Origin of the sequence: Pseudomonas sp. efr-133-TYG-103a, from assembly GCF_030209235.1 — a bacterium.
Classification (GTDB): domain Bacteria; phylum Pseudomonadota; class Gammaproteobacteria; order Pseudomonadales; family Pseudomonadaceae; genus Aquipseudomonas.
Genome location: NZ_JARVSK010000017.1, coordinates 115032 through 132850, shown reverse-complemented (window position 1 = coordinate 132850; position 17819 = coordinate 115032). Strand labels below are relative to the sequence as shown.

The following is a 17819-nucleotide window of genomic DNA, read 5'->3' as shown; positions in this document are numbered from 1 at the left end:
GATCAATCCGACGCCTGGAGCCCTTTCTGCTTCATCACCAGGTTCTTTTCCTTCTTGTACTGCAGCGCCACTTCCGGCGCCGGACCGCTCTTGCCGGTCTCCATCCACAGACGCATGCGGCTGGCATCGGCGAAATGGGTGTATTTGCCGAAGGCATCGAGGATTACCACCGACACCTGACGGTTGGCCATGCTGGTCAGCAGCACCAGGCAGTGCCCGGCCTGGTTGGTGAAACCGGTCTTGGTCAGTTTGATGTCCCAGTTCGACTTGCGCACCAGGTGGTCAGTGTTGCTGAAGCCCAGGGTGTAGGTGGGCTTGCGGAAGGTCACGGTCTTTTCCGGCGTGGTGCTCAATTCCCGCAGCATCGGGTAGTTGCGGGCGGCAAGCGCCAGTTTGGTCAAATCGCGCGCAGTCGATACGTTGAACACCGAGAGACCGGTCGGCTCCATGTAAACGGTGTGGCTCATGCCCAATGCCTTGGCCTTGGCGTTCATGGCCTTGATGAAGGCCGGGTAGCCGCCCGGATAGCTGTGCGCCAGGCTCGCTGCCGCGCGGTTCTCCGAAGACATGAGGGTAATCAGCAGCATGTCGTGGCGGTTCAACTCGCTGCCCAGCTTGACCCGGGAAAACACGCCCTTCATTTCAGCGGTCTGCGAGATATCGACCTTGATCATCTCGTCCATCGGCAGCTTGGCGTCAAGGGTGACCATGGCGGTCATCAGTTTGGTCACCGAGGCGATCGGCACGATGACGTCCGGGTTGCTCGAATACAGCACCTGACCGGTCTGCAGGTCAGTGATCATGGCGCTGCCGGACGCCAGATGAAGGTTGGCAGGGTCGCGATTGAAAGCGGCGGGTTCGTTCGCAAGGGCACCGGTGGAAAGTGCCGAGCCTGTAAGTGCAAATAATAGGCCGATGAGTGATGTGCGAATTTTCAAGAGCAGAGCTCACTTATTGATGGAAACACCATGGAACGCCGTACTTATTAAAGGACGACAACAAGATCGGCGCATTTTAGGAGCATGTTTCCAGAGATGTCGATGGGGCTCCGTGCCGTTTCGTCAATAAAAGCAGCTCGTATGGGTGGCGTTCAGGTTACCGGTTAAAAAAGCCTGTATTTAAAAGGGTTGGATCGAATATTCATGGCACTCGCGACAGCCACCGATTAGCATTCCACGCCATTGAATCGTCTTGCCACATTTGATCAGGAGTTGTGCAATGCCCAAGGGGTTTATCAGCAAGGATTACACCGTGTCGGTGTTCGCCGCAGTGATCGTCGCGGTGCTCTTGCTTGCGATCGGTCTGTTCGCCAGGTCTTCGGACTGGGCCGGTTGGGTTCAGGCCATCGGCTTGATTGCAGGGCTGATGGCAGCCGTTGCCGTGCCCGCCATTCAGAAGCGCGACGACCTTGCATTCCAGCGCAAGCAGGTGCGTGACCGCGAGACCGGCTATGCCCGGCGCATGCAATACCTGTGTGGCGAACTGAGCGAATTGGTGGCACGCATCACCGTCAATCTGGTGCATCTGCGCGCCAGCGACCGGCACCGCCAGCAACGCACGCTCGACGACTTCCTGCATCGGCTGTTCGAGTCGCACAAGCTGGATCAGAACGACGACCGCATCGTCATCGCCCATGAACTGCGTCTGGTCGCCAACGACCTGATCGACGAAATGGAAAGCGGTCGCTCGGATCGCGTCGTGCTTGCTGCCCTGGAAAAGCGCTTGCAGAAGCTCGCCCATCGGTGCCAGGTCAATGTCGCCCTCGCTGAACGAGGCTGAATCCGGCCAGGTATTTCAGGCAAAAAAAAGCCCGCGTCAGGGGATGCGGGCTAAAGGGAAGTGCGGAGCAACGCACGATTTCAGGGAAGAGCGAATTCGGTTTCAGCTATTGAGCTGACGGGTTTCAATCTGTTGCGAGAGCGCCTGTGCGGCTGGCAGCGACAGCAGCGGGCCGCTGACGGGCTCACCGTCCTGCATCAAGTACCAGCACGCCAACAGGCCACGTTCACGAAGTTGAGCGGGAACTGCGCTGCCGATTACCGACATGATTTGAACCTTGGTCATAAGTGCCTCCATCAATCTATGGGGCTACTTTACGGGGCCGGGTCCGCAGGCAGAAATCACTGCTCTCGATAGTCGTCATTGACGTGGGACGGGTGCAGCCGCCTGAAGCCGTCAGCGGTGGCGGCAGGGCGGGGCGTGCGCAAGGGAGGCGAGGCGTGGCTGCAACTGCGCGACGTGCGGCGCGTCAGTCAACGACCTGATCAAGCATGGCGACCACTTCTTCCTCTGACAGCAGGCCCTGTTCCACCAGGTTCTGCGCCAGCAGCGACAGAAACTTCGCCGTGCGGTGACCTTCCAGACTCTTGAGTTCGGTGAGCGCGTTGTAGACCTTGCCAGAAGTGCAAAGTCCGGCGGTGCGGTGCGGATTCTGTGTCGGCATTGGGCGTACCTGTTGTTATTGAAGGCTGACGCGACAGTCGCCAGTAAGACGATGCCTGAAGTATGTACGTTTGGGCAGGCGTTAATGTTCCGGGAACGACCTCTTTTATCGCAATGCCTACCCGTGAGGCCTTGGAGAAACTTCACCCGCGTATTCTGTACATCTTCGGCGGGCTGGAAACGACAACCCCGCCTGATCGGCGGGGTTGGTATCGAGCGCGGCGCTGTAAGCAGCAGCGCTCATGTCAGGGTCGGCTCGCTGTTACCAGCGACCGCCGCCATGGTAATAGCCCGGTGGCGGGCCGTAGTAACGTGGCGGGCCATAGTAGCGGGGTGGACCGTAAACCACGGGACGCTCAACGACATAAGCAGGCTGGTAGTAAACCGGTGGCGGTGGTGGCGGTGCGTAATACACCGGAGCCGGGGCTGCATACACCGGAGCGGGCGCCACGTAGGTCGGGCCCGACGCGACGGCTGCACCGACCACGCCGCCAACGACTGCGCCAATTACGGCCGCTCCACCCCAGCCTGGGCCGCCGCCATGGGCTTCAGCCTGGCCTGCAAGGGCGAGGGCACCTAACAACAAGGCAACCTTGGGGATGTGACGAATCATGACTGTTCCTCGGTGTTCAGTCCCGTTGTCGCGGGCCTGCGTTACGCTCAGGCACTGCCACGGGATAACTACTCAGACAACGGGTTGCGAAATTTCTGCGGCGCCGTTGGGTAAATTTTGTGTAAGGTCTTCGACAACTTTGCTGACAATTGCTTGTTCTAACCACCACAAGCGACGCAATTCTACGCCTTTCCTGAGGCGCCACCTAATACCGTTCGGGAGATTTCATGTTGGTCACTGCCAGTAAAGAAACACTGTTATGCATGTCGTTGGCCGGGCGGCCCGGCAACTTCGGCGTGCGCTTTCATAACCATCTTTATCAGCAGTTGGGACTTAACTTTTATTACAAGGCTTTTGCGCCAAATGACCTGCCGGCTGCCATCGCCGGCATGCGATCACTGGGTATTCGCGGCTGTGGCGTGTCCATGCCGTTCAAGGAGGCGAGCATCGCCCTGATCGATGAAATGGATGCGTCGGCGGCGTCGATTCAGTCGATCAACACCATCGTGAACACTGACGGCCATCTCAAGGCGTACAACACCGACTACATCGCTGTCGCGCAGTTGCTGGAGGCGCACGCCGTTCCGCGCACACGCTTTGCCTTGCGCGGCAGTGGCGGCATGGCCAAGGCGGTGGCGTGCGCGATGCGTGATGCCGGATTCACCGAGGGTCTTATCGTGGCGCGCAACGAGGCGGCCGGTCGCGCGCTGGCGAGCACCTGTGGCCTGGAGTGGCAGGCGGAACTGGGCAGCGAGCGCCCGCCGTTGCTGGTCAACGTCACGCCGCTCGGCATGGCGGGCGATCAGGCCGACGCCCTGGCCTTCGAAGAAGCGGCTATCGAGGCCGCGGACACCGCATTTGACGTCGTGGCGACTCCCGCACGCACGCCGTTCATTGTTCACGCCGAAAGCGCCGGCAAGCGTCTGATCACAGGTGATCAAGTGGCGGCCATTCAGGCGCTGGAACAGTTCATTTTGTACACCGGGGTGACGCCGACCGAGGAGCAATATCAAGCCGCCGCCGCGTTTGCCCGGGGATAAAGCCGCTGGCTCGATCACAGCGGCCACCCGATTTACGTTAGTAATCAGGCGCATCCGAATGGCGCTGTTTTGCCAGCGCAGTTTGAGCCGAGGGTCGCTGCGGCCTCAGCCTTCGAGTTTCGCCAGCCGTTCTTCCAGTGCGGCAATCCGCGCTTCCAGTGCTTCAACCCGGTCCGTCAGGGCCGCGCTGCCGCCACTGGAGCGTTCCGGCGACTGCTGCCGCGCCGCCAGCAGCGCCTGCATGTCGGCCGGATCGCCCAGTGCGTGGGTGTAGCGGTCCTCGCGCTGACCGGCCTGTTTTGGAATCATCAGCGCCAGGCCGCGGCCGATCAATCGCTCCAGCTGATGGACGACCGCTTCGCCGTCTTCGAAATCGTGCATGCGCTGGCTGCGGGTCAGCAGTTCGTTGACCGTCTGCGGACCGCGCAGCAGCAAAAGGCCGGTCAGAATCACCTGCGCCGGGACCAGCTCGAGGGTTTTGTCGACACGGTGTTCCCAGCGATCGGCGCGGCTGCCCATGACCAGCCGTGTCAGTTGCAGGCTTTCAAGGGCGCGAAGGCCTTGACCCACATGGCCGGCGGTCAGGTTCATCACAGGTTCGCGGCTGGTTTTCTGATTGCATGCCAGCACCAGCGCGTTGAGGGTCAGGGGATAGGTTTCAGGGTTGCTCGCCTGCTTCTCGATCAGGCAGCCCAGGATGCGCACTTCGGTACTGTCGAGTTGCAGCGCATCGGCTGCGTCTGCGGTATTGCCGGAATCCAGATCGGCGGACATGGTCGTTTCCCCACGCGTTGAAAAGGCTATGAGGGTAGGGGCTGGATGAGGTAAAAGACAAGCCGCGTTCGCATGCGCGACATGCGCCTCAACACGCCCCTCTTTTCAGGAACTGCCATGACGATCTCTCTGTACGCCGCTTCGATTCCGGTCATCAAACAAATGCTCACTGCCCTGGGCAATGTGCTGGCCAAAGGCGAAGCCCACGCCACCGCGAAAAATATCCAGCCCGATGCGCTGCTGCAGGCGCGGCTGTTCCCGGACATGTTCCCGCTGACCCGGCAAGTCCAGATCGCCGTCGAGTTCGCCAAGGGCGCCGGCGCTCGTTTGGCGGGCGTCGAACAACCGACCTTCGCCGACGCGCAGACCACGTTTGCCGATCTGCAGGCCTTGCTCGCCCAGACCCTGGCGTTCCTCGACACCCTGACGCCTGAGCAAATCAACGGCAACGAAGAGCGCGAGATCGTGCTGCGCCCCGGCACCGACAAGGAGAAGCGTCTGAGTACCCAGACTTACCTGGTTCACTACGCGCTGCCGCAATTCTTTTTCCACGTGACCACGGCGTACGACCTGCTGCGTCACAACGGCGTTGAAGTCGGCAAACGCGATTACATGGGCGCTTACTGATCGCCGATTCCCGGACGGGCGTGAACGCCTGATCCTCGCCGCCGTCTGACTGTTCAGGCGGCGGTCCTGCTTGCAGGCCGCGCGATGGCGATGCTGTCGCCGGTCTCTGTTAATATCCGCATTCTGCTGTATGTCATCCCCGATCGGCCGCTCCGCAAGGACTGGTCGTTTCGTCGTTCTGGAGTGTTCATGTTCTTTCCCATTTACCTGTTATCGGCTGCCGGTTTCACCGTGCTGACGACAGAGTTCGTCATTGTCGGGTTGCTCCCGGCGATTTCCCGCGATCTGGCCGTGACGATCCCGCAGGCCGGCCTTCTGGTCACCCTGTTCGCGTTTACCGTCGCCTGCTTCGGCCCGTTCCTGACAGCCTGGTTTTCGCGATTCGAGCGCAAGCGCCTGTTCATCTCGGTGCTGATCATGTTCGGTGTCGCCAACGCCGTGGCCGCGATAGCGCCCAATATCTGGGTCATGGCCATCGCGCGATTGATTCCTGCCCTTGGCCTGCCTGTGTTCTGGGCGCTGGCCAGCGAAACCGCCGTCGACATCGTCGGCCCCGATCACGCCGGTCGTGCGATCGCCAAGATCGGATTCGGCATCGTCTGCGCCACGGTCTTCGGCATTCCGGTGGGCACGTTGATTTCCGATGCCTTCGGCTGGCGCAGCGCGTTCGCCATTCTCTCGGTGGTGGCGTTTGCCAAGGCGCTGTTGCTGTTCATTTATCTGCCACGCAGCGTGCACAAGGATCAGGCTTCTTTTCGCAGTCAGTTCCGCATCCTGCGCAGCCCGCTGATGCAGGGGCACGTGCTGCTGTCGGTGCTGGTTTTCAGCGGCATGTTCACGGCCTACACCTACCTGGCCGACATGCTCGAACGGCTGGCCGGTTTCAACGGCACGGTGGTGGGGTGGTGTCTGATGGGGTTCGGCGCGGTCGGCCTGCTGGGCAATTCGCTGGGCGGTCGGCTGGTTGATCGTCATCCACTGATCGCCAGCCTGACGTTCTGCACGTTCATGATCGGTGGCATGGTGATGGTGGTGCCGAGCATGCACTCGTTGCCTGCGCTGGCATTGGCACTGGCGGTATGGGGCGTGACCCAGGCCGCGCTGTTTCTGGTCAGTCACGTGCGGCTGATGAAAGCCGCGCCCGAGGCGCCTGCGTTCGCTGCCTCGCTGAACATCGCCGGGGCCAACCTGGGGATCGGCATTGGCGCGATCATTGGCGGGCGGGTCATTGATCGACTGGGCCTGGGCAGCCTGGGGTTCGCGGCTGCCGGGATCATTCTGCTGTCAATTCTGCTGGCGCTGCTGCTCATGGCCGCAAGACCGGCCGCCCGGCGTTGTGAGGCTTAGTCGGTGAACAGCTGGCGTCGGGCACCTTCGGTGATGGCGACGATGCCGGGATGCTTGACCTTGCGCTCGACCGAGATCGCGTAGAACGACTCGGTCACTGCGTCGGTCTGGCCGATCAGCTCGACGTCATATTGCTCCATGACCTCGTCGGCGATGACACTGGGCGCGATGAAGATCCCGCTGCCGGATTTACCGAATGCCTTCATCAGCGCACTGTCGTCGAATTCACCGACGATTTTCGGTTGCACGTTCTGCTCGGCAAACCAGCGCATCAAACGACTGCGCACCACGGTCTGCTGCCCCGGAATCAGCAACGGCGCGCCCTGCATGCCGTGGGGAAAATCCCGGCCATAAGTCTGCGCCAGGCTTCGCGTGGCGAAAAAGCTGATCCCGCATTCGCCGAGTTTCTGGCTGTAGCCTTTAATGTCCAGATGAGAGGGCATGGGGCTGTCGGAAATCACCAGGTCAAGGCGCTGGATCGCGAGGTCCGCCAGCAGCCGTTCGAGCTGGTCTTCGCGGCAACTGATACGGATCGACTCGCTCAAGGCCATGGTCGGCGCGATCAGCCGATAGACGATGGACTTGGGCACAACGTCCGCTACGCCCACCCGAAACAGAATCTGCTGTTCGTCCGGTTGCGCACGCAGCACGGCCTCAAGTTCGCCGCCCAGCTGGAACATCTGTTCGGCGTAGGGCAGGGCGACGCGCCCGGTTTCGGTCAGCTCCAACTGGCGACCGACGCGCTTGAACAGCTCCACGCCGAAGGTCTGCTCCAGAAGGCTGATCTGCCCGCTGACGGTTTGCGGCGTGAGGTTCAGCTGTTCGCAGGCACGCACGATGCTGCCGGTCTTGGCGACGACCCAGAAATAGTGCAGTTGACGGTAGTTGAGCATGCTGATGAACACTTCGGGAAAACCGAAGTATACACCTTGAAAATACGAATTTTGCTGAAGTGTTTCCGTCCCTAGAATGCCGACTGTCTTCTTTGAACTGAACCTGGACGAACCGTTATATGGAATACCTTCTGGAATTGGTGGCAAGCCCCACTGCGTGGATCGCGCTGGCGACGCTGGTGGTGATGGAAATCGTGCTGGGCATTGATAACCTGATCTTCATTTCGATTCTGACCAACAAATTACCGGTGCATCAACGCACCCGAGCACGGCGTATCGGCATCAGCATGGCGCTGATTCTGCGTCTGGGCCTGTTGAGCACCGTGGCCTGGATTGTCCAGTTGACCGAGCCGGTCATTGAAGTCTTCGGGCAGACCTTTTCGTGGAAGGACATGATCCTGATCGCCGGTGGTCTGTTCCTCGTCTGGAAAGCCACGACTGAGATCCATCACAGCGTGGACATCAAGAGCGAGGAGGAGAAAGCCGTCTCCAACACCGTCAGCCTGGGGATGGCCGCCGCAATTGGCCAGATCCTGATGCTCGACCTGGTCTTCTCCATCGACAGCATCGTGACTGCAGTCGGCATGACCGAACACTTGCCGATCATGATCATCGCCGTCGTTGCTGCTGTAGTCGTGATGCTGGTGGCGTCGGAACCGCTGGCGAAGTTCATTAACGATAACCCGACCGTCGTCATGTTGGCCCTGGGCTTCCTGATCATGATCGGTATGACCCTGATCGCCGAAGGCTTCGGCGCCCACGTGCCGAAAGGCTACGTGTACACCGCCATGGCGTTCTCTGCCTTGATCGAGGGCCTGAACATGCTGGTACGCCGCGCTCGTCAGAAACGCCTGGAGGCCGAGGCCGGGGCTGAGACGCAGAAGGGCTGATCATCCGGTACAGCTGACGCAATGCAAAACGGTCGGGATGGGGACTCCATCACCGACCGTTTTTTTTTGCCGCTATTTCTGCCGAGTGTCAGTGCGCCGTGGCGTGACGGTGCTTGCGCTCCAGCGCGCGGGCGGGTTTGGCGGTATCTGCCTGTTGCCTGTGGTGCGGATGGTGACGGCGGGAAATCCGCATCACACCCCACAACATGGCGCCAGCGACGGCGAGCCAGGCAGCGATCAACATCACAATGGTCATTCCGAGGCTCATGGGTTCCTCCGGTCTTCTGCTCTTCGTCTCTCTGTAATCGACAGTCTAGTACGTGGGTTGTTGCTGAAAATTGACCGATGGTATTAAACCCATGACCGTTTTGTTCTATGCGCGCACGCGGACTGCGCATTGAGGCTATACCCAAGGTCAGCGCGGCTCTATGATCGGCGTCCAGGCCGGGTCGCGGGTTGCCCGGTGTCAGATGAGTGAGTGAACAACGTGTCGGTACTGTCTCGGTTGGATGTCGCTGCAGGGAAACGCAAATGGCTGGCGCTCGCGGTGTTACTGACCGTTGGCGGTTGCTCCAGCTCCACTGACTGGAAGCCGGGTTATCCCGCGCAATACAAACGCTTGCCGGACCGGGTGGAGATCAATGCGGTCCCTTTCTTTCGGGGCAAGGATTATCAGAGCGGGCCTTTTGCGCTCGCCAGCATGCTGACCGTGCATGGCGTACAGACCACGCCGGGGTTGCTGGAAAAGCCGCTGAAACTGCCGGGGGCCGAGGACCGGCTGGAGCGCAGCATGCTCGATCTGGCGCGTGAATACGGCTTCGTGGTCTATCCGGTCGATCATCAACTGCCCGATTTGCTGGCCCAGGTCGCTGCGGGTTATCCAGTGATGGTGCGCTTTTCGGAAGGGTCGATGTGGTGGAAAGAGCAACGCTACGGCGTGCTGGTGGGCTACAACCAGAACAAGCGTACGGTGCTGATTTACACCGGGCTGGGGCGTCTGACGGTCAGTTTCGAGGAGTTTACCTCCGACTGGAACAGCGCCGACAATTGGGCGGTGCTGGTGCAGGGGCCGCGTCAACTGCCTGCGCCCGTGGATCGGGAGCGCTGGTTGAAGTCCGCCAACGAACTGGCCCAGGCGGGTCAGGAGCAGGCAGCGGGTGAGGCAGTCAAAGCGATCAACAACGCGCATTGAGGCCTGTGACACTTGCCGACGGCAGCGCATGAGGTGCGCTGTCGGCAAGGTGCTCTCAGTCAGAAGCCCAGTTTGTCCCGCAGGCTGTAGTACCACGCGCCCAGCGCAGTCAGCGGTGTGCGCAGCAATTGTCCGCCGGGGAACGGGTAGTGCGGCAGCCCGGCGAACGCGTCAAAACGTTCTGCCTGACCCCGAAGCGCCTCGGCCAGCACCTTGCCCGCCAGATGCGTATAGGTCACGCCGTGACCGCTGCAGCCTTGAGAGTAGTAAATATTGTCGCCCAGCCGGCCGACCTGGGGCAGGCGCGACAGCGTCAGCAGAAAGTTGCCGGTCCAGGCGTAATCGATCTTCACGTCTTTGAGCTGCGGGAAGGCCTTGAGCATCTTCGGGCGGATGATCGCCTCGATGTTCGCCGGGTCGCGCGCGCCGTACACCACGCCGCCACCGAAGATCAGACGCTTGTCGCCTGAGAGTCGATAGTAATCGAGCAGATAGTTGCAGTCCTCGACGCAGTAATCCTGCGGCAGCAAGGTGCTGGCCAGTTCTTCGCTCAGTGGCTCGGTGGTGATCACTTGCGTCCCGCAGGGCATCGATTTGGCCGCGAGTTCCGGCACCAGATTGCCCAGATAGGCGTTGCCGGCGACGATGATGAACTTCGCCCGCACCGAGCCTTGGGCGGTGTGCACCACAGGGTTGGCGCCGCGTTCGATACGAACGGCTGCCGACTGTTCGTGAATGACGCCACCCAGCGACTCGACCGCGGCCGCTTCGCCCAACGCCAGGTTCAGCGGGTGGATATGGCCGCCGCTCATGTCGAGCATGCCGCCGATGTACTGATCGCATGCGACCACTTCGCGTATGCGCCGCTGGTCCATCAGCTCAAGTTGCGTGTGGCCGTAGCGTTCCCAAAGCTTTTTCTGTGATTCCAGATGGCCCATCTGCTTGGCCGTCAGCGCGGCAAAAACGCCGCCATCCTTGAGGTCGCACTTGATCCCGTATCGGGAGACGCGCTCGCGGATGATGCTTGCGCCCTCGAATGCCATTTGCCCCATGAGCTGCGCTTCTTTGCCGCCGACGGTGCGTTCGATCACGTCGATGTCGCGGCTGTAGCTGTTGACGATTTGTCCGCCGTTGCGGCCCGAAGCGCCGAAGCCGACTTTTGCAGCTTCCAGCACAGTGACGTTGAATCCGTTTTCCAGGAGAAACAGAGCACTGGACAGTCCGGTGTAGCCAGCGCCGATGATGCACACGTCAGTCTGGACGTCGCCTTGCAACGCCGGGCGGGCAGGTGCGGAATTGGCCGACGCGGCGTAATAGGACTGTGGATATGGAGTGTTCGTCATCCTGTAAACTCCCGTTCTATATTTTTTACGAATCCGCCGATCGTACCTGAGAAGAAAATCGGCCACCAGCCAGGCAGCAGCGCACATCCCGCAGAAGAGAAACCGATGGGTGTCTAAAAACTTCGGATATTCAGGAGGTTAGCGAGAATTCGTGTTGACACGGATTTCAATATCCGTAGAATGCCGACCCACAGCAGGCACGTAGCTCAGTTGGTTAGAGCACCACCTTGACATGGTGGGGGTCGTTGGTTCGAGTCCAATCGCGCCTACCAGATAAATCCGCTCTGCTGGGCGGTAACAAAAAAGGGTGATCCGAAAGGGTCACCCTTTTTTGTTTGCAAGCAATGCAGCTGCAACGGACGAGCCCGAGGCGTCTGGCCTTTTCACCACCGTTGCGTTGCCCGGGCAATCCTGGCGTTATTCGGACCTGGCGCGAGTGATCCGGCCGGCCTTGATCTCATCCACGTAAGCGCGCAGCCGATCGGCGTCTTTGTACTGCTGGTTCATCAGGTGCAGCACCGCCACCACGTCAACGTCTTTCACGCGCTCTGCCAGGCGACTGATCTCCCCGGCCGTACGTTCGAGATTGCCGGCGATCGTATTGAGGTCGCGCTTGAGTTCCAGCGCCGATTTCTTCATCCCCACGGTATTGCTCTCCTTCAGCCTGCATTCGTTCCAAGGCGTTCATCTCGTCGCCCTAGTTGGCGCGGAATATAGCAAAGCCTCGAGGTGGCGTGCGGCATGACGGCTTGGGTAATAGCAGTCGAGCAATAACAGTCGAGTCATAACCGTGCGGATATGACAAAGGGCGCTCGTGGAGCGCCCTTTGTGGATCATCCGTCGCAGAGTGGAACTTCAGATTGATCAGCCGCCTGCGCCGCCCGCACTGGATGAGCTGCCGCCCGAACCTTTCGAGCTGCCTGCCGAACCGCCGCCCGTGGTGTCGCCGCCCGGAAGATCGGCATCGTTGTCGTTGCCTGTCCCATTGCTCATCGAGGTGCCCATGCCACTGCGGATGCCTACGCCCGAGCCGCTGTCCATGTCGGTGCCTTGTCGGGCTGGATCCTGACCCTGCTGGCGAGGGTCTACACCCGTCTGCGAGGGTGGCGGCCCCATGCCCGGAGCGGTCGAACCTGCGGCAGCCATGAATGAAGTGCAGGTCAGGGCGCAGCCAAGCGCCAGTGCCGCAATTGATTTGTTCATCAGGTGATCTCCTTGTCGTGGTCCTTACCTGAACTTGGTCATCTGTGACACGAACATCGTGCCATCATGGCGACCAGCGGCATTTGTCCGGCGACGCCTCGTAAAAAATTCGCATATTCATAGGCTTAAGGCGCGAAAAAGACATTGACACACATTTGAATATCCGTAGAATGCCGACCCACAGCAGGCACGTAGCTCAGTTGGTTAGAGCACCACCTTGACATGGTGGGGGTCGTTGGTTCGAGTCCAATCGCGCCTACCAGATAAAATCCGCTCTGCTGGGCGGTGCGAAAAGGGTGATCCGAGAGGGTCACCCTTTTTTTGTGTCCGTTTACCGTCCTAAATGGGCCAGCACGTCCTTCATTCCTCTCCGGATTCCCGGCGTGTGGTTTCGCGTTCCACTCACCAAACCTGGCTCTCGACGAAAAAAATTCCTGATTTTTCAAGCTATCGGCTGGACCTTTTGCCACGATGCGCGATCATCAGTGCATGGAAATCGAAAGGAGGTGTGTATGTTTAGTCGGTCGCTGACCCTTGCCATTCTGTTCGCCGTTGCAGGCCCTTTGTTTGCCGCTGACGGCGATACCCCATTGACTCAGGAGCGTGGCAAGTCTCGTCCGTTGATCATCATCGCTTCCAGCTCGGTCGACCCGACGCTGGTGAGCCTCAAGAAAAGCCTCGACGAACCTGCCAACAAAGAAGCCTTCGCCAAGCGCAACATGGTCCTCTATACGGTCGTGAACATGATCGGCCAGCGCAACGGCAAGGACATGGACGCGCAGGCGACCATGTCGCTGATTCGTGATCTGAAGCTGGGTGCGCGGCCGGGCGATCAGGCGCAGGTGATTCTCGTCGGCAAGGACGGCGAAACGAAGATCGACCACAAAGGTTCGATCGATCCCAAGGAAATTTTCAGCACCATCGACCAGATGCCGATGGCTGAAAAAGAAGCGGCTGCCGCGCCAAGCGCGCCGGTGGCCGAACCCAAGGCGGCAGCGCCGGCTGGCAAGCCAGGCAAGGCCGGCAAAAACGCGCCCGCCGCTCCGCCTGCCGGGCTGGATGACTGACCCTGCAACGGTTCGCCTGGTGGCTGCACGACAAGCATCATGCAGCCACGCTTCGAGGGTCGTCATGTTGATCCGTGGCGGTAGGGAATCCTCAGGCATGCTGCTAAGATCGCGGTTTTTTAGCGATAAGGAATGTCATGAAACATTGGGCGGGCGCGGTTGCGCTAATGATGCTGGCCGGCTGCATGAGCTTGAATCAAACGCGGTCTGCGGGACCTGCGCATGTGTACGCGAGCCAGAAACCGGCCGCTGCGGTGGCTGAATGCATCAAAGTCACCTGGGCCAATGTGCAGCTGTTCGGGGATGTCGCCGACGTATTCATGGAAACGGGCAAGCCGGGCGAGTTCACCGTTTACACCACCGAAGGCGAGTATTTCGCCGACGTGCTGGGGAAGGGCGGCTCAACCACCATCAATTTCTACGCCAAACCGGGTGCCAAAGTGGTCGACCAGCGCGGCGCAGTGCTGGCGACCTGTCTGTGATCAGCCTCAGTTGACCGACCGTTCGAAGGCGCCCTGCAAAGGCACCTTCGCACGGTGCATCACTGGCACACCACGCGCAACGGTTTCAGGTCCTACATCGGCGGCGTCACGCCATTTTTTCCGGCAGAAACCGACAGCGCGGTCAGGGTGTCGTCTGCATTTTTCTGTGCCTGCAGCACGATCTTTACGCCAGGCTTGAGCAGGCTGCGATCACCCGGCACGAGGTTGACGATCGGGACGTCATCCGGAATCAGAATCTTCTTCTGGCCACCTTTGTAATTGACCGTGATGGTGCGGCCTTCGCTGGTGACCAGATCCCCCACCGACCCATTGGTCATGGTGCTGTCCTTGGCAAGGTCGAACGCCCGATGGCCGTCGCCGGTGCCGGCCATCTCCGGGGGAAAGACATGCACCTCCAGCGCTTTCAACGTGCCGTCCGGCATTGGCACGGCGGCCGAGCCGATGTAGCTGCCAGGCTTGATTTCCGACACCTGAGCCAGCGTCACGCCGCGTACCTGGGTGTCCGGCGTGAGGTTGACCTGAACATCCTCGCCACGGTTGCTGTGGACCTTCAAATGGTCGCCTTCAACCGCCGTGATCGCGCCGCGCACACGCGTAGGTTTGGCATCGTCCGCCCAGGACACGCCCGAGGCGAACAGTGCAGCCGCCAGCAGGCCTGGAATCAGCAGGGTGTCGCGCTTTCGTTTGCCAGTCTGGGTTCTCATGGGTCTCACATTCCCGAGTGGTTGTTCTGGTTCACCAGCTTAGCCGCACCGGTGCATGCGCTGGATGACATCGCTGTCAGAAACCTCCGAAGCCGATGGGCCACACTACGCATCATGCCGCGGGTACTGCCGCGTTACATAGACTGTTTGCATAGTCATATAGAATAAAAATGAATTTAAGTAATTAAAGATCGGGTGATAAGGTTTTAAGCAGTCGCTGGAACCTTAGAATTGGTTATTAGAACCTTCCAGATTGACGCGTCCATTTCATTCATCTGGTAAGGGAACACCCATGGCCGTTTTCGATCATCTGAGCCGTCGTCGTGTGCTGGGGCTGGCAAGCGCCGCACTGGCATCACCGTTTCTGCTGTCGCTGCCACGCAGCGTCTGGGCCATCGACGAGCATGCCGATCATGCAGCGCATGGCGCAGAGGCGTCAGCGGAGCCGGCCGGCACCGGCGAATTCATCCGGCTCGACCAGCCGCGTGCGTTGAAGCTGGCGATCAACCTCAATGCAGTGTGTCTGGCGCCGGTGGTCATCGCCCACGGTCAGGGATTTTTCAAGAAGCACAATCTGGATGTCGAACTGGTCAATTTCGGCAACTCCACCGAGGTGCTGCTCGAGGCGATTGCCACTGGCAAGGCGGATGCGGGAATCGGCATGGCGCTGCGCTGGCTCAAGGCCCTCGAACAAGGGTTCGACGTCAAGCTGACGGCAGGCACTCATGGCGGCTGCCTTCGTCTGCTGAGCGCCGCGAATGGCGGCGTGAGCAGGCTTGAAGACCTCAAAGGCAAGGCCATTGGTGTCACGGACATGGCCAGCCCTGACCGCAATTTCTTTTCCATTTTGCTGAAGAAGCACGGTGTCGATCCGACCCGCGATGTCGAATGGCGGCTCTATCCGGCCGATTTGCTCGGCACGGCGCTGGAGCGTGGCGAGGTTCAGGCGGTCAGCGGCAGCGACCCGTTCATGTATCGCTTGATCAAGGCCGGCAAGGCCCGCGAGTTGTCGACGAATCTTGTGGAGGAGTACGCCAACCTGAGCTGCTGCGTGGTGGGCGTGACCGGCAAACTGGCGCGCGACGACAAGCGCGTGGTGGCGGCGCTGACCCAGGCGATCCTCGAAGCCCACGATTACTCGGTGAAGCACCCGGAGGAAGTGGCCAAAGGTTTCCAGGCCTACGCGCTCAATACGACGACCGAGGAGGTGGTCGCCATTCTTCACGATCACACCCACGGGCATCACGCCGTCGGCGCCGCGCTGACCGCCGAGATCGCCACCTACGTGCGTGACCTCAAGACGGTCGAGGTGATTCGCCAGAGCACCGATGCCAATACCTTTGCCGGGGAGATCACTGCCGATGTCTTCAGTTGAGGTGTCCGCGATCCGGGCGCGGGCTGAATCCCCGACGTCCGGGCTCTGGCTGCAAGGGCTCGTTGCCGCCGCCTTCTGGCTGGCCGCCGCGCTGCTGATCGTTTACCTGCCGAACGCTACGCGCACCTGGCCGATGACTCAGGGCCTGGCGAATGTGTGTCTGGCGGTGACCGGTCTGATCGTGCTCGCGGTCATCGTCGCACGCTGGTCGCAACGGCTGTCGACGCGGACCCGACACCTTGGGCCGTGGCTGATCGCCTTGCCCGTGGTGCTGAGCCTCTGGGAATTGCTCACGGCCAAGCTCGCCTGGTTGCCCGTGCCATTCTTCGCGCCGCCCCAGGCATTGCTCGACGTCTACGTCGAAGACTGGCCACGACTGGCCGACAGCCTGTTTCACTCGGCCATCCTGTTGGGCAGCGGCGTGGCGCTGGGCGCAATCACCGGCTTTATCGCCGGGGTCGCCATCGGCTGGTCGCGCAGCATCGGCTACTGGCTTCACCCGGTGCTGCGGATTCTGGGACCGGTGCCGTCGACGGCGTTGCTGCCGCTGTGCTTTTTCCTGTTCCCCAGCAGCTGGAGCGCGAGCGTCTTTCTCATTGCCCTGGCGACCTGGTTTCCGGTCACCGTCCTGACGTGGTCCGGTGTGTCCAGCGTCGACAAGGCCTACTACGACGTGGCCCGTACGTTGGGCGCCAGTCAGCGCTTCCTGATTTTCAAGGTCGCCATTCCCGCTGCCTTGCCGCACGTTTTCGTCGGATTGTTCATGGGCCTGGGCGCATCGTTCTCGACTTTAGTGGTGGCGGAAATGATGGGCGTGAAATCCGGCATCGGCTGGTATTTGCAATGGGCGCAGGGTTGGGCGGCGTACGCCAACATGTACGCCGCGTTGTTGATCATGGCGCTGGCCTGTTCGGGGCTGATTTCAGCGCTTTTTCTGGTGCGTGACCGGCTATTGGCCTGGCAGCAAGGAGCAATGAAATGGTGAGTACGGCACGCGCATTGAACGCTGGGGGCAGCCCGGGTTTGTCGCTGCGCATCGATAACCTCAGCCACGGGTTTTCCCTCGAAGGGCACACGTTGCCGGTGCTTGAGCGTGTCTCGCTGAACGTCGAGCCGGGCGAATTCGTCGCGCTGCTGGGGCCTTCCGGGTGCGGCAAGTCGACGTTGCTGCGATTGGTGGCGGGGCTGGAATCCGCGGACAGCGGAACCCTGGCCGCCGACGGGGCAGACATCACCGGGCCGGACCCGAGTCGGGTCGTGGTGTTTCAGGACCCTACGCTGTACCCGTGGCGCAGGGTCTGGGACAACGTCGCCCTGGGGCTCGAAGCACAGGGCTTGCTGAAAACCACCAAGGGCAAGGTCGACGAGGCACTGGCCAAAGTGGGTCTGAGCCAGTTTGCCCGGGCCTATCCACGTCAGCTGTCCGGCGGCATGGCGCAACGCGTGGCGCTGGCCCGGGCCTTGATCAACGAGCCGAGACTGCTGATTCTCGATGAGCCTTTGGGCAAGCTGGATTCCCTCACGCGGATCGCCATGCAGCAGGAGTTGATCGATCTCTGGCAGCGTCAGGGGTATACCGCGCTGCTGGTGACACATGACGTTGAAGAGGCCTTGCTGCTGGCCAATCGGGTGATCGTGTTCAGCGACCGGCCTGCGAAGATCAAGGCCCAGCTGACCATCGAACGGCCTTATCCGCGGCACCGCGATGACCCGTATCTGGTCGATCTGCGCAAGCAGATTCTGGGGTTGCTGGGGTTGGGCGAGAGCTGGTGAGGCGAGGGCTGCGCGCGCCGTGAGTGACGGCGG

22 protein-coding genes and 2 tRNA genes are annotated in these 17819 nt (G+C 60.7%); 13 read left to right on the top strand and 11 right to left on the bottom strand.

The window, feature by feature from the left end; all coding sequences use genetic code 11:
• Window positions 1–2 precede the first annotated feature (2 nt).
• Window positions 3–938, bottom strand: coding sequence for a D-alanyl-D-alanine endopeptidase (gene pbpG, locus QRN36_RS15960; protein ID WP_373568757.1), 936 nt, complete (start codon window positions 936–938; stop codon window positions 3–5).
• Window positions 939–1218: 280 nt separating this feature from the next.
• On the opposite strand from pbpG, the gene QRN36_RS15955 reads away from it, so the two are divergent.
• Window positions 1219–1779 (top strand): hypothetical protein, encoded by a 561-nt coding sequence (locus QRN36_RS15955; protein ID WP_285424931.1) that lies wholly within the window; start codon window positions 1219–1221, stop codon window positions 1777–1779.
• Window positions 1780–1881: 102 nt separating this feature from the next.
• Here QRN36_RS15955 and QRN36_RS15950 read toward each other — a convergent pair whose 3' ends face one another.
• The 3 genes from QRN36_RS15950 to QRN36_RS15940 all read right to left on the bottom strand — a co-directional run bounded on the left by QRN36_RS15950 (window position 1882) and on the right by QRN36_RS15940 (window position 3055).
• Window positions 1882–2064 carry a hypothetical protein gene (locus tag QRN36_RS15950; protein WP_285424930.1) on the bottom strand — a complete coding sequence of 61 codons (183 nt, stop codon included), beginning with the start codon at window positions 2062–2064 and terminating at the stop codon, window positions 1882–1884.
• Between the two features lie 184 nt (window positions 2065–2248).
• Window positions 2249–2443 (bottom strand): hypothetical protein, encoded by a 195-nt coding sequence (locus QRN36_RS15945; RefSeq protein WP_093459126.1) that lies wholly within the window; start codon window positions 2441–2443, stop codon window positions 2249–2251.
• Between the two features lie 261 nt (window positions 2444–2704).
• On the bottom strand, window positions 2705–3055 hold the full coding sequence (locus QRN36_RS15940; protein WP_093459125.1) for a hypothetical protein: 351 nt from the start codon (window positions 3053–3055) through the stop codon (window positions 2705–2707).
• A 227-nt stretch (window positions 3056–3282) separates the two neighbouring features.
• Here QRN36_RS15940 and QRN36_RS15935 point away from each other — a divergent pair, with 227 nt between their 5' ends.
• On the top strand, window positions 3283–4095 hold the full coding sequence (locus QRN36_RS15935; protein WP_285424929.1) for a shikimate 5-dehydrogenase: 813 nt from the start codon (window positions 3283–3285) through the stop codon (window positions 4093–4095).
• 105 nt (window positions 4096–4200) lie between these two features.
• Here the strand turns inward: QRN36_RS15935 and QRN36_RS15930 are convergent, their stop codons facing one another.
• Window positions 4201–4869 (bottom strand): YceH family protein, encoded by a 669-nt coding sequence (locus QRN36_RS15930; RefSeq protein ID WP_285424928.1) that lies wholly within the window; start codon window positions 4867–4869, stop codon window positions 4201–4203.
• A gap of 117 nt (window positions 4870–4986) precedes the next feature.
• Here QRN36_RS15930 and QRN36_RS15925 point away from each other — a divergent pair, with 117 nt between their 5' ends.
• On the top strand, window positions 4987–5496 hold the full coding sequence (locus QRN36_RS15925; protein WP_285424927.1) for a DUF1993 family protein: 510 nt from the start codon (window positions 4987–4989) through the stop codon (window positions 5494–5496).
• A 189-nt stretch (window positions 5497–5685) separates the two neighbouring features.
• Window positions 5686–6843: an MFS transporter gene (locus QRN36_RS15920; protein WP_285424926.1), complete on the top strand. Its 1158-nt coding sequence runs from the start codon at window positions 5686–5688 to the stop codon at window positions 6841–6843.
• On the opposite strand, the gene nhaR is transcribed toward QRN36_RS15920, so the two are convergent.
• On the bottom strand, window positions 6840–7736 hold the full coding sequence (nhaR, locus tag QRN36_RS15915; protein ID WP_285424924.1) for a transcriptional activator NhaR: 897 nt from the start codon (window positions 7734–7736) through the stop codon (window positions 6840–6842). The two genes, QRN36_RS15920 and nhaR, sit on opposite strands and share 4 nt — an antisense overlap.
• A gap of 119 nt (window positions 7737–7855) precedes the next feature.
• Between nhaR and QRN36_RS15910 the strand changes: the two genes are divergently transcribed.
• Window positions 7856–8626: a TerC family protein gene (locus QRN36_RS15910; RefSeq protein WP_093459121.1), complete on the top strand. Its 771-nt coding sequence runs from the start codon at window positions 7856–7858 to the stop codon at window positions 8624–8626.
• Between the two features lie 88 nt (window positions 8627–8714).
• On the opposite strand, the gene QRN36_RS15905 is transcribed toward QRN36_RS15910, so the two are convergent.
• The gene (locus QRN36_RS15905; RefSeq protein ID WP_285424923.1) at window positions 8715–8894 is read right to left on the bottom strand and encodes a hypothetical protein; all 180 of its coding nucleotides are present in this window, start codon (window positions 8892–8894) and stop codon (window positions 8715–8717) included.
• A 219-nt stretch (window positions 8895–9113) separates the two neighbouring features.
• Between QRN36_RS15905 and QRN36_RS15900 the strand changes: the two genes are divergently transcribed.
• The gene (locus QRN36_RS15900; protein WP_285424922.1) at window positions 9114–9818 is read left to right on the top strand and encodes a cysteine peptidase family C39 domain-containing protein; all 705 of its coding nucleotides are present in this window, start codon (window positions 9114–9116) and stop codon (window positions 9816–9818) included.
• 59 nt (window positions 9819–9877) lie between these two features.
• Here the strand turns inward: QRN36_RS15900 and QRN36_RS15895 are convergent, their stop codons facing one another.
• Window positions 9878–11161 carry an FAD-binding oxidoreductase gene (locus QRN36_RS15895; RefSeq protein WP_285424921.1) on the bottom strand — a complete coding sequence of 428 codons (1284 nt, stop codon included), beginning with the start codon at window positions 11159–11161 and terminating at the stop codon, window positions 9878–9880.
• Window positions 11162–11356: 195 nt separating this feature from the next.
• On the opposite strand from QRN36_RS15895, the gene QRN36_RS15890 reads away from it, so the two are divergent.
• Window positions 11357–11433: transfer RNA gene (locus tag QRN36_RS15890), tRNA-Val, on the top strand.
• Window positions 11434–11578: 145 nt separating this feature from the next.
• Here the strand turns inward: QRN36_RS15890 and QRN36_RS15885 are convergent.
• Both QRN36_RS15885 and QRN36_RS15880 read right to left on the bottom strand, forming a co-directional pair.
• On the bottom strand, window positions 11579–11800 hold the full coding sequence (locus QRN36_RS15885; RefSeq protein ID WP_256214435.1) for a hypothetical protein: 222 nt from the start codon (window positions 11798–11800) through the stop codon (window positions 11579–11581).
• 225 nt (window positions 11801–12025) lie between these two features.
• Entirely contained in the window at window positions 12026–12364 is a 339-nt protein-coding gene (locus QRN36_RS15880) for a hypothetical protein (protein ID WP_285424920.1), read from the bottom strand.
• Window positions 12365–12549: 185 nt separating this feature from the next.
• On the opposite strand from QRN36_RS15880, the gene QRN36_RS15875 reads away from it, so the two are divergent.
• The 3 genes from QRN36_RS15875 to QRN36_RS15865 all read left to right on the top strand — a co-directional run bounded on the left by QRN36_RS15875 (window position 12550) and on the right by QRN36_RS15865 (window position 13913).
• Window positions 12550–12626, top strand: a tRNA-Val gene (locus tag QRN36_RS15875).
• Between the two features lie 250 nt (window positions 12627–12876).
• Entirely contained in the window at window positions 12877–13431 is a 555-nt protein-coding gene (locus QRN36_RS15870; protein ID WP_285424919.1) for a DUF4174 domain-containing protein, read from the top strand.
• A gap of 185 nt (window positions 13432–13616) precedes the next feature.
• Complete coding sequence (locus tag QRN36_RS15865) at window positions 13617–13913, top strand: 2-oxoacid ferredoxin oxidoreductase (RefSeq protein WP_285424918.1); 297 nt, start codon at window positions 13617–13619, stop codon at window positions 13911–13913.
• A 92-nt stretch (window positions 13914–14005) separates the two neighbouring features.
• Here the strand turns inward: QRN36_RS15865 and QRN36_RS15860 are convergent, their stop codons facing one another.
• Window positions 14006–14638 carry a DUF5666 domain-containing protein gene (locus QRN36_RS15860; RefSeq protein ID WP_285424917.1) on the bottom strand — a complete coding sequence of 211 codons (633 nt, stop codon included), beginning with the start codon at window positions 14636–14638 and terminating at the stop codon, window positions 14006–14008.
• A 292-nt stretch (window positions 14639–14930) separates the two neighbouring features.
• On the opposite strand from QRN36_RS15860, the gene QRN36_RS15855 reads away from it, so the two are divergent.
• Genes QRN36_RS15855 through QRN36_RS15845 form a run of 3 tightly spaced genes read left to right on the top strand, consistent with a single transcriptional unit; the run spans window position 14931 to window position 17786 of the window.
• Entirely contained in the window at window positions 14931–16013 is a 1083-nt protein-coding gene (locus QRN36_RS15855) for an ABC transporter substrate-binding protein (RefSeq protein WP_285424916.1), read from the top strand.
• Complete coding sequence (locus QRN36_RS15850) at window positions 16000–16998, top strand: ABC transporter permease (protein ID WP_285424915.1); 999 nt, start codon at window positions 16000–16002, stop codon at window positions 16996–16998. Before QRN36_RS15855 ends, QRN36_RS15850 begins: the two co-directional genes overlap by 14 nt.
• The gene (locus QRN36_RS15845; protein WP_285424914.1) at window positions 16992–17786 is read left to right on the top strand and encodes an ABC transporter ATP-binding protein; all 795 of its coding nucleotides are present in this window, start codon (window positions 16992–16994) and stop codon (window positions 17784–17786) included. The genes QRN36_RS15850 and QRN36_RS15845 overlap by 7 nt, the downstream gene beginning before the upstream one ends.
• The last annotated feature ends 33 nt before the right edge of the window (window positions 17787–17819 follow it).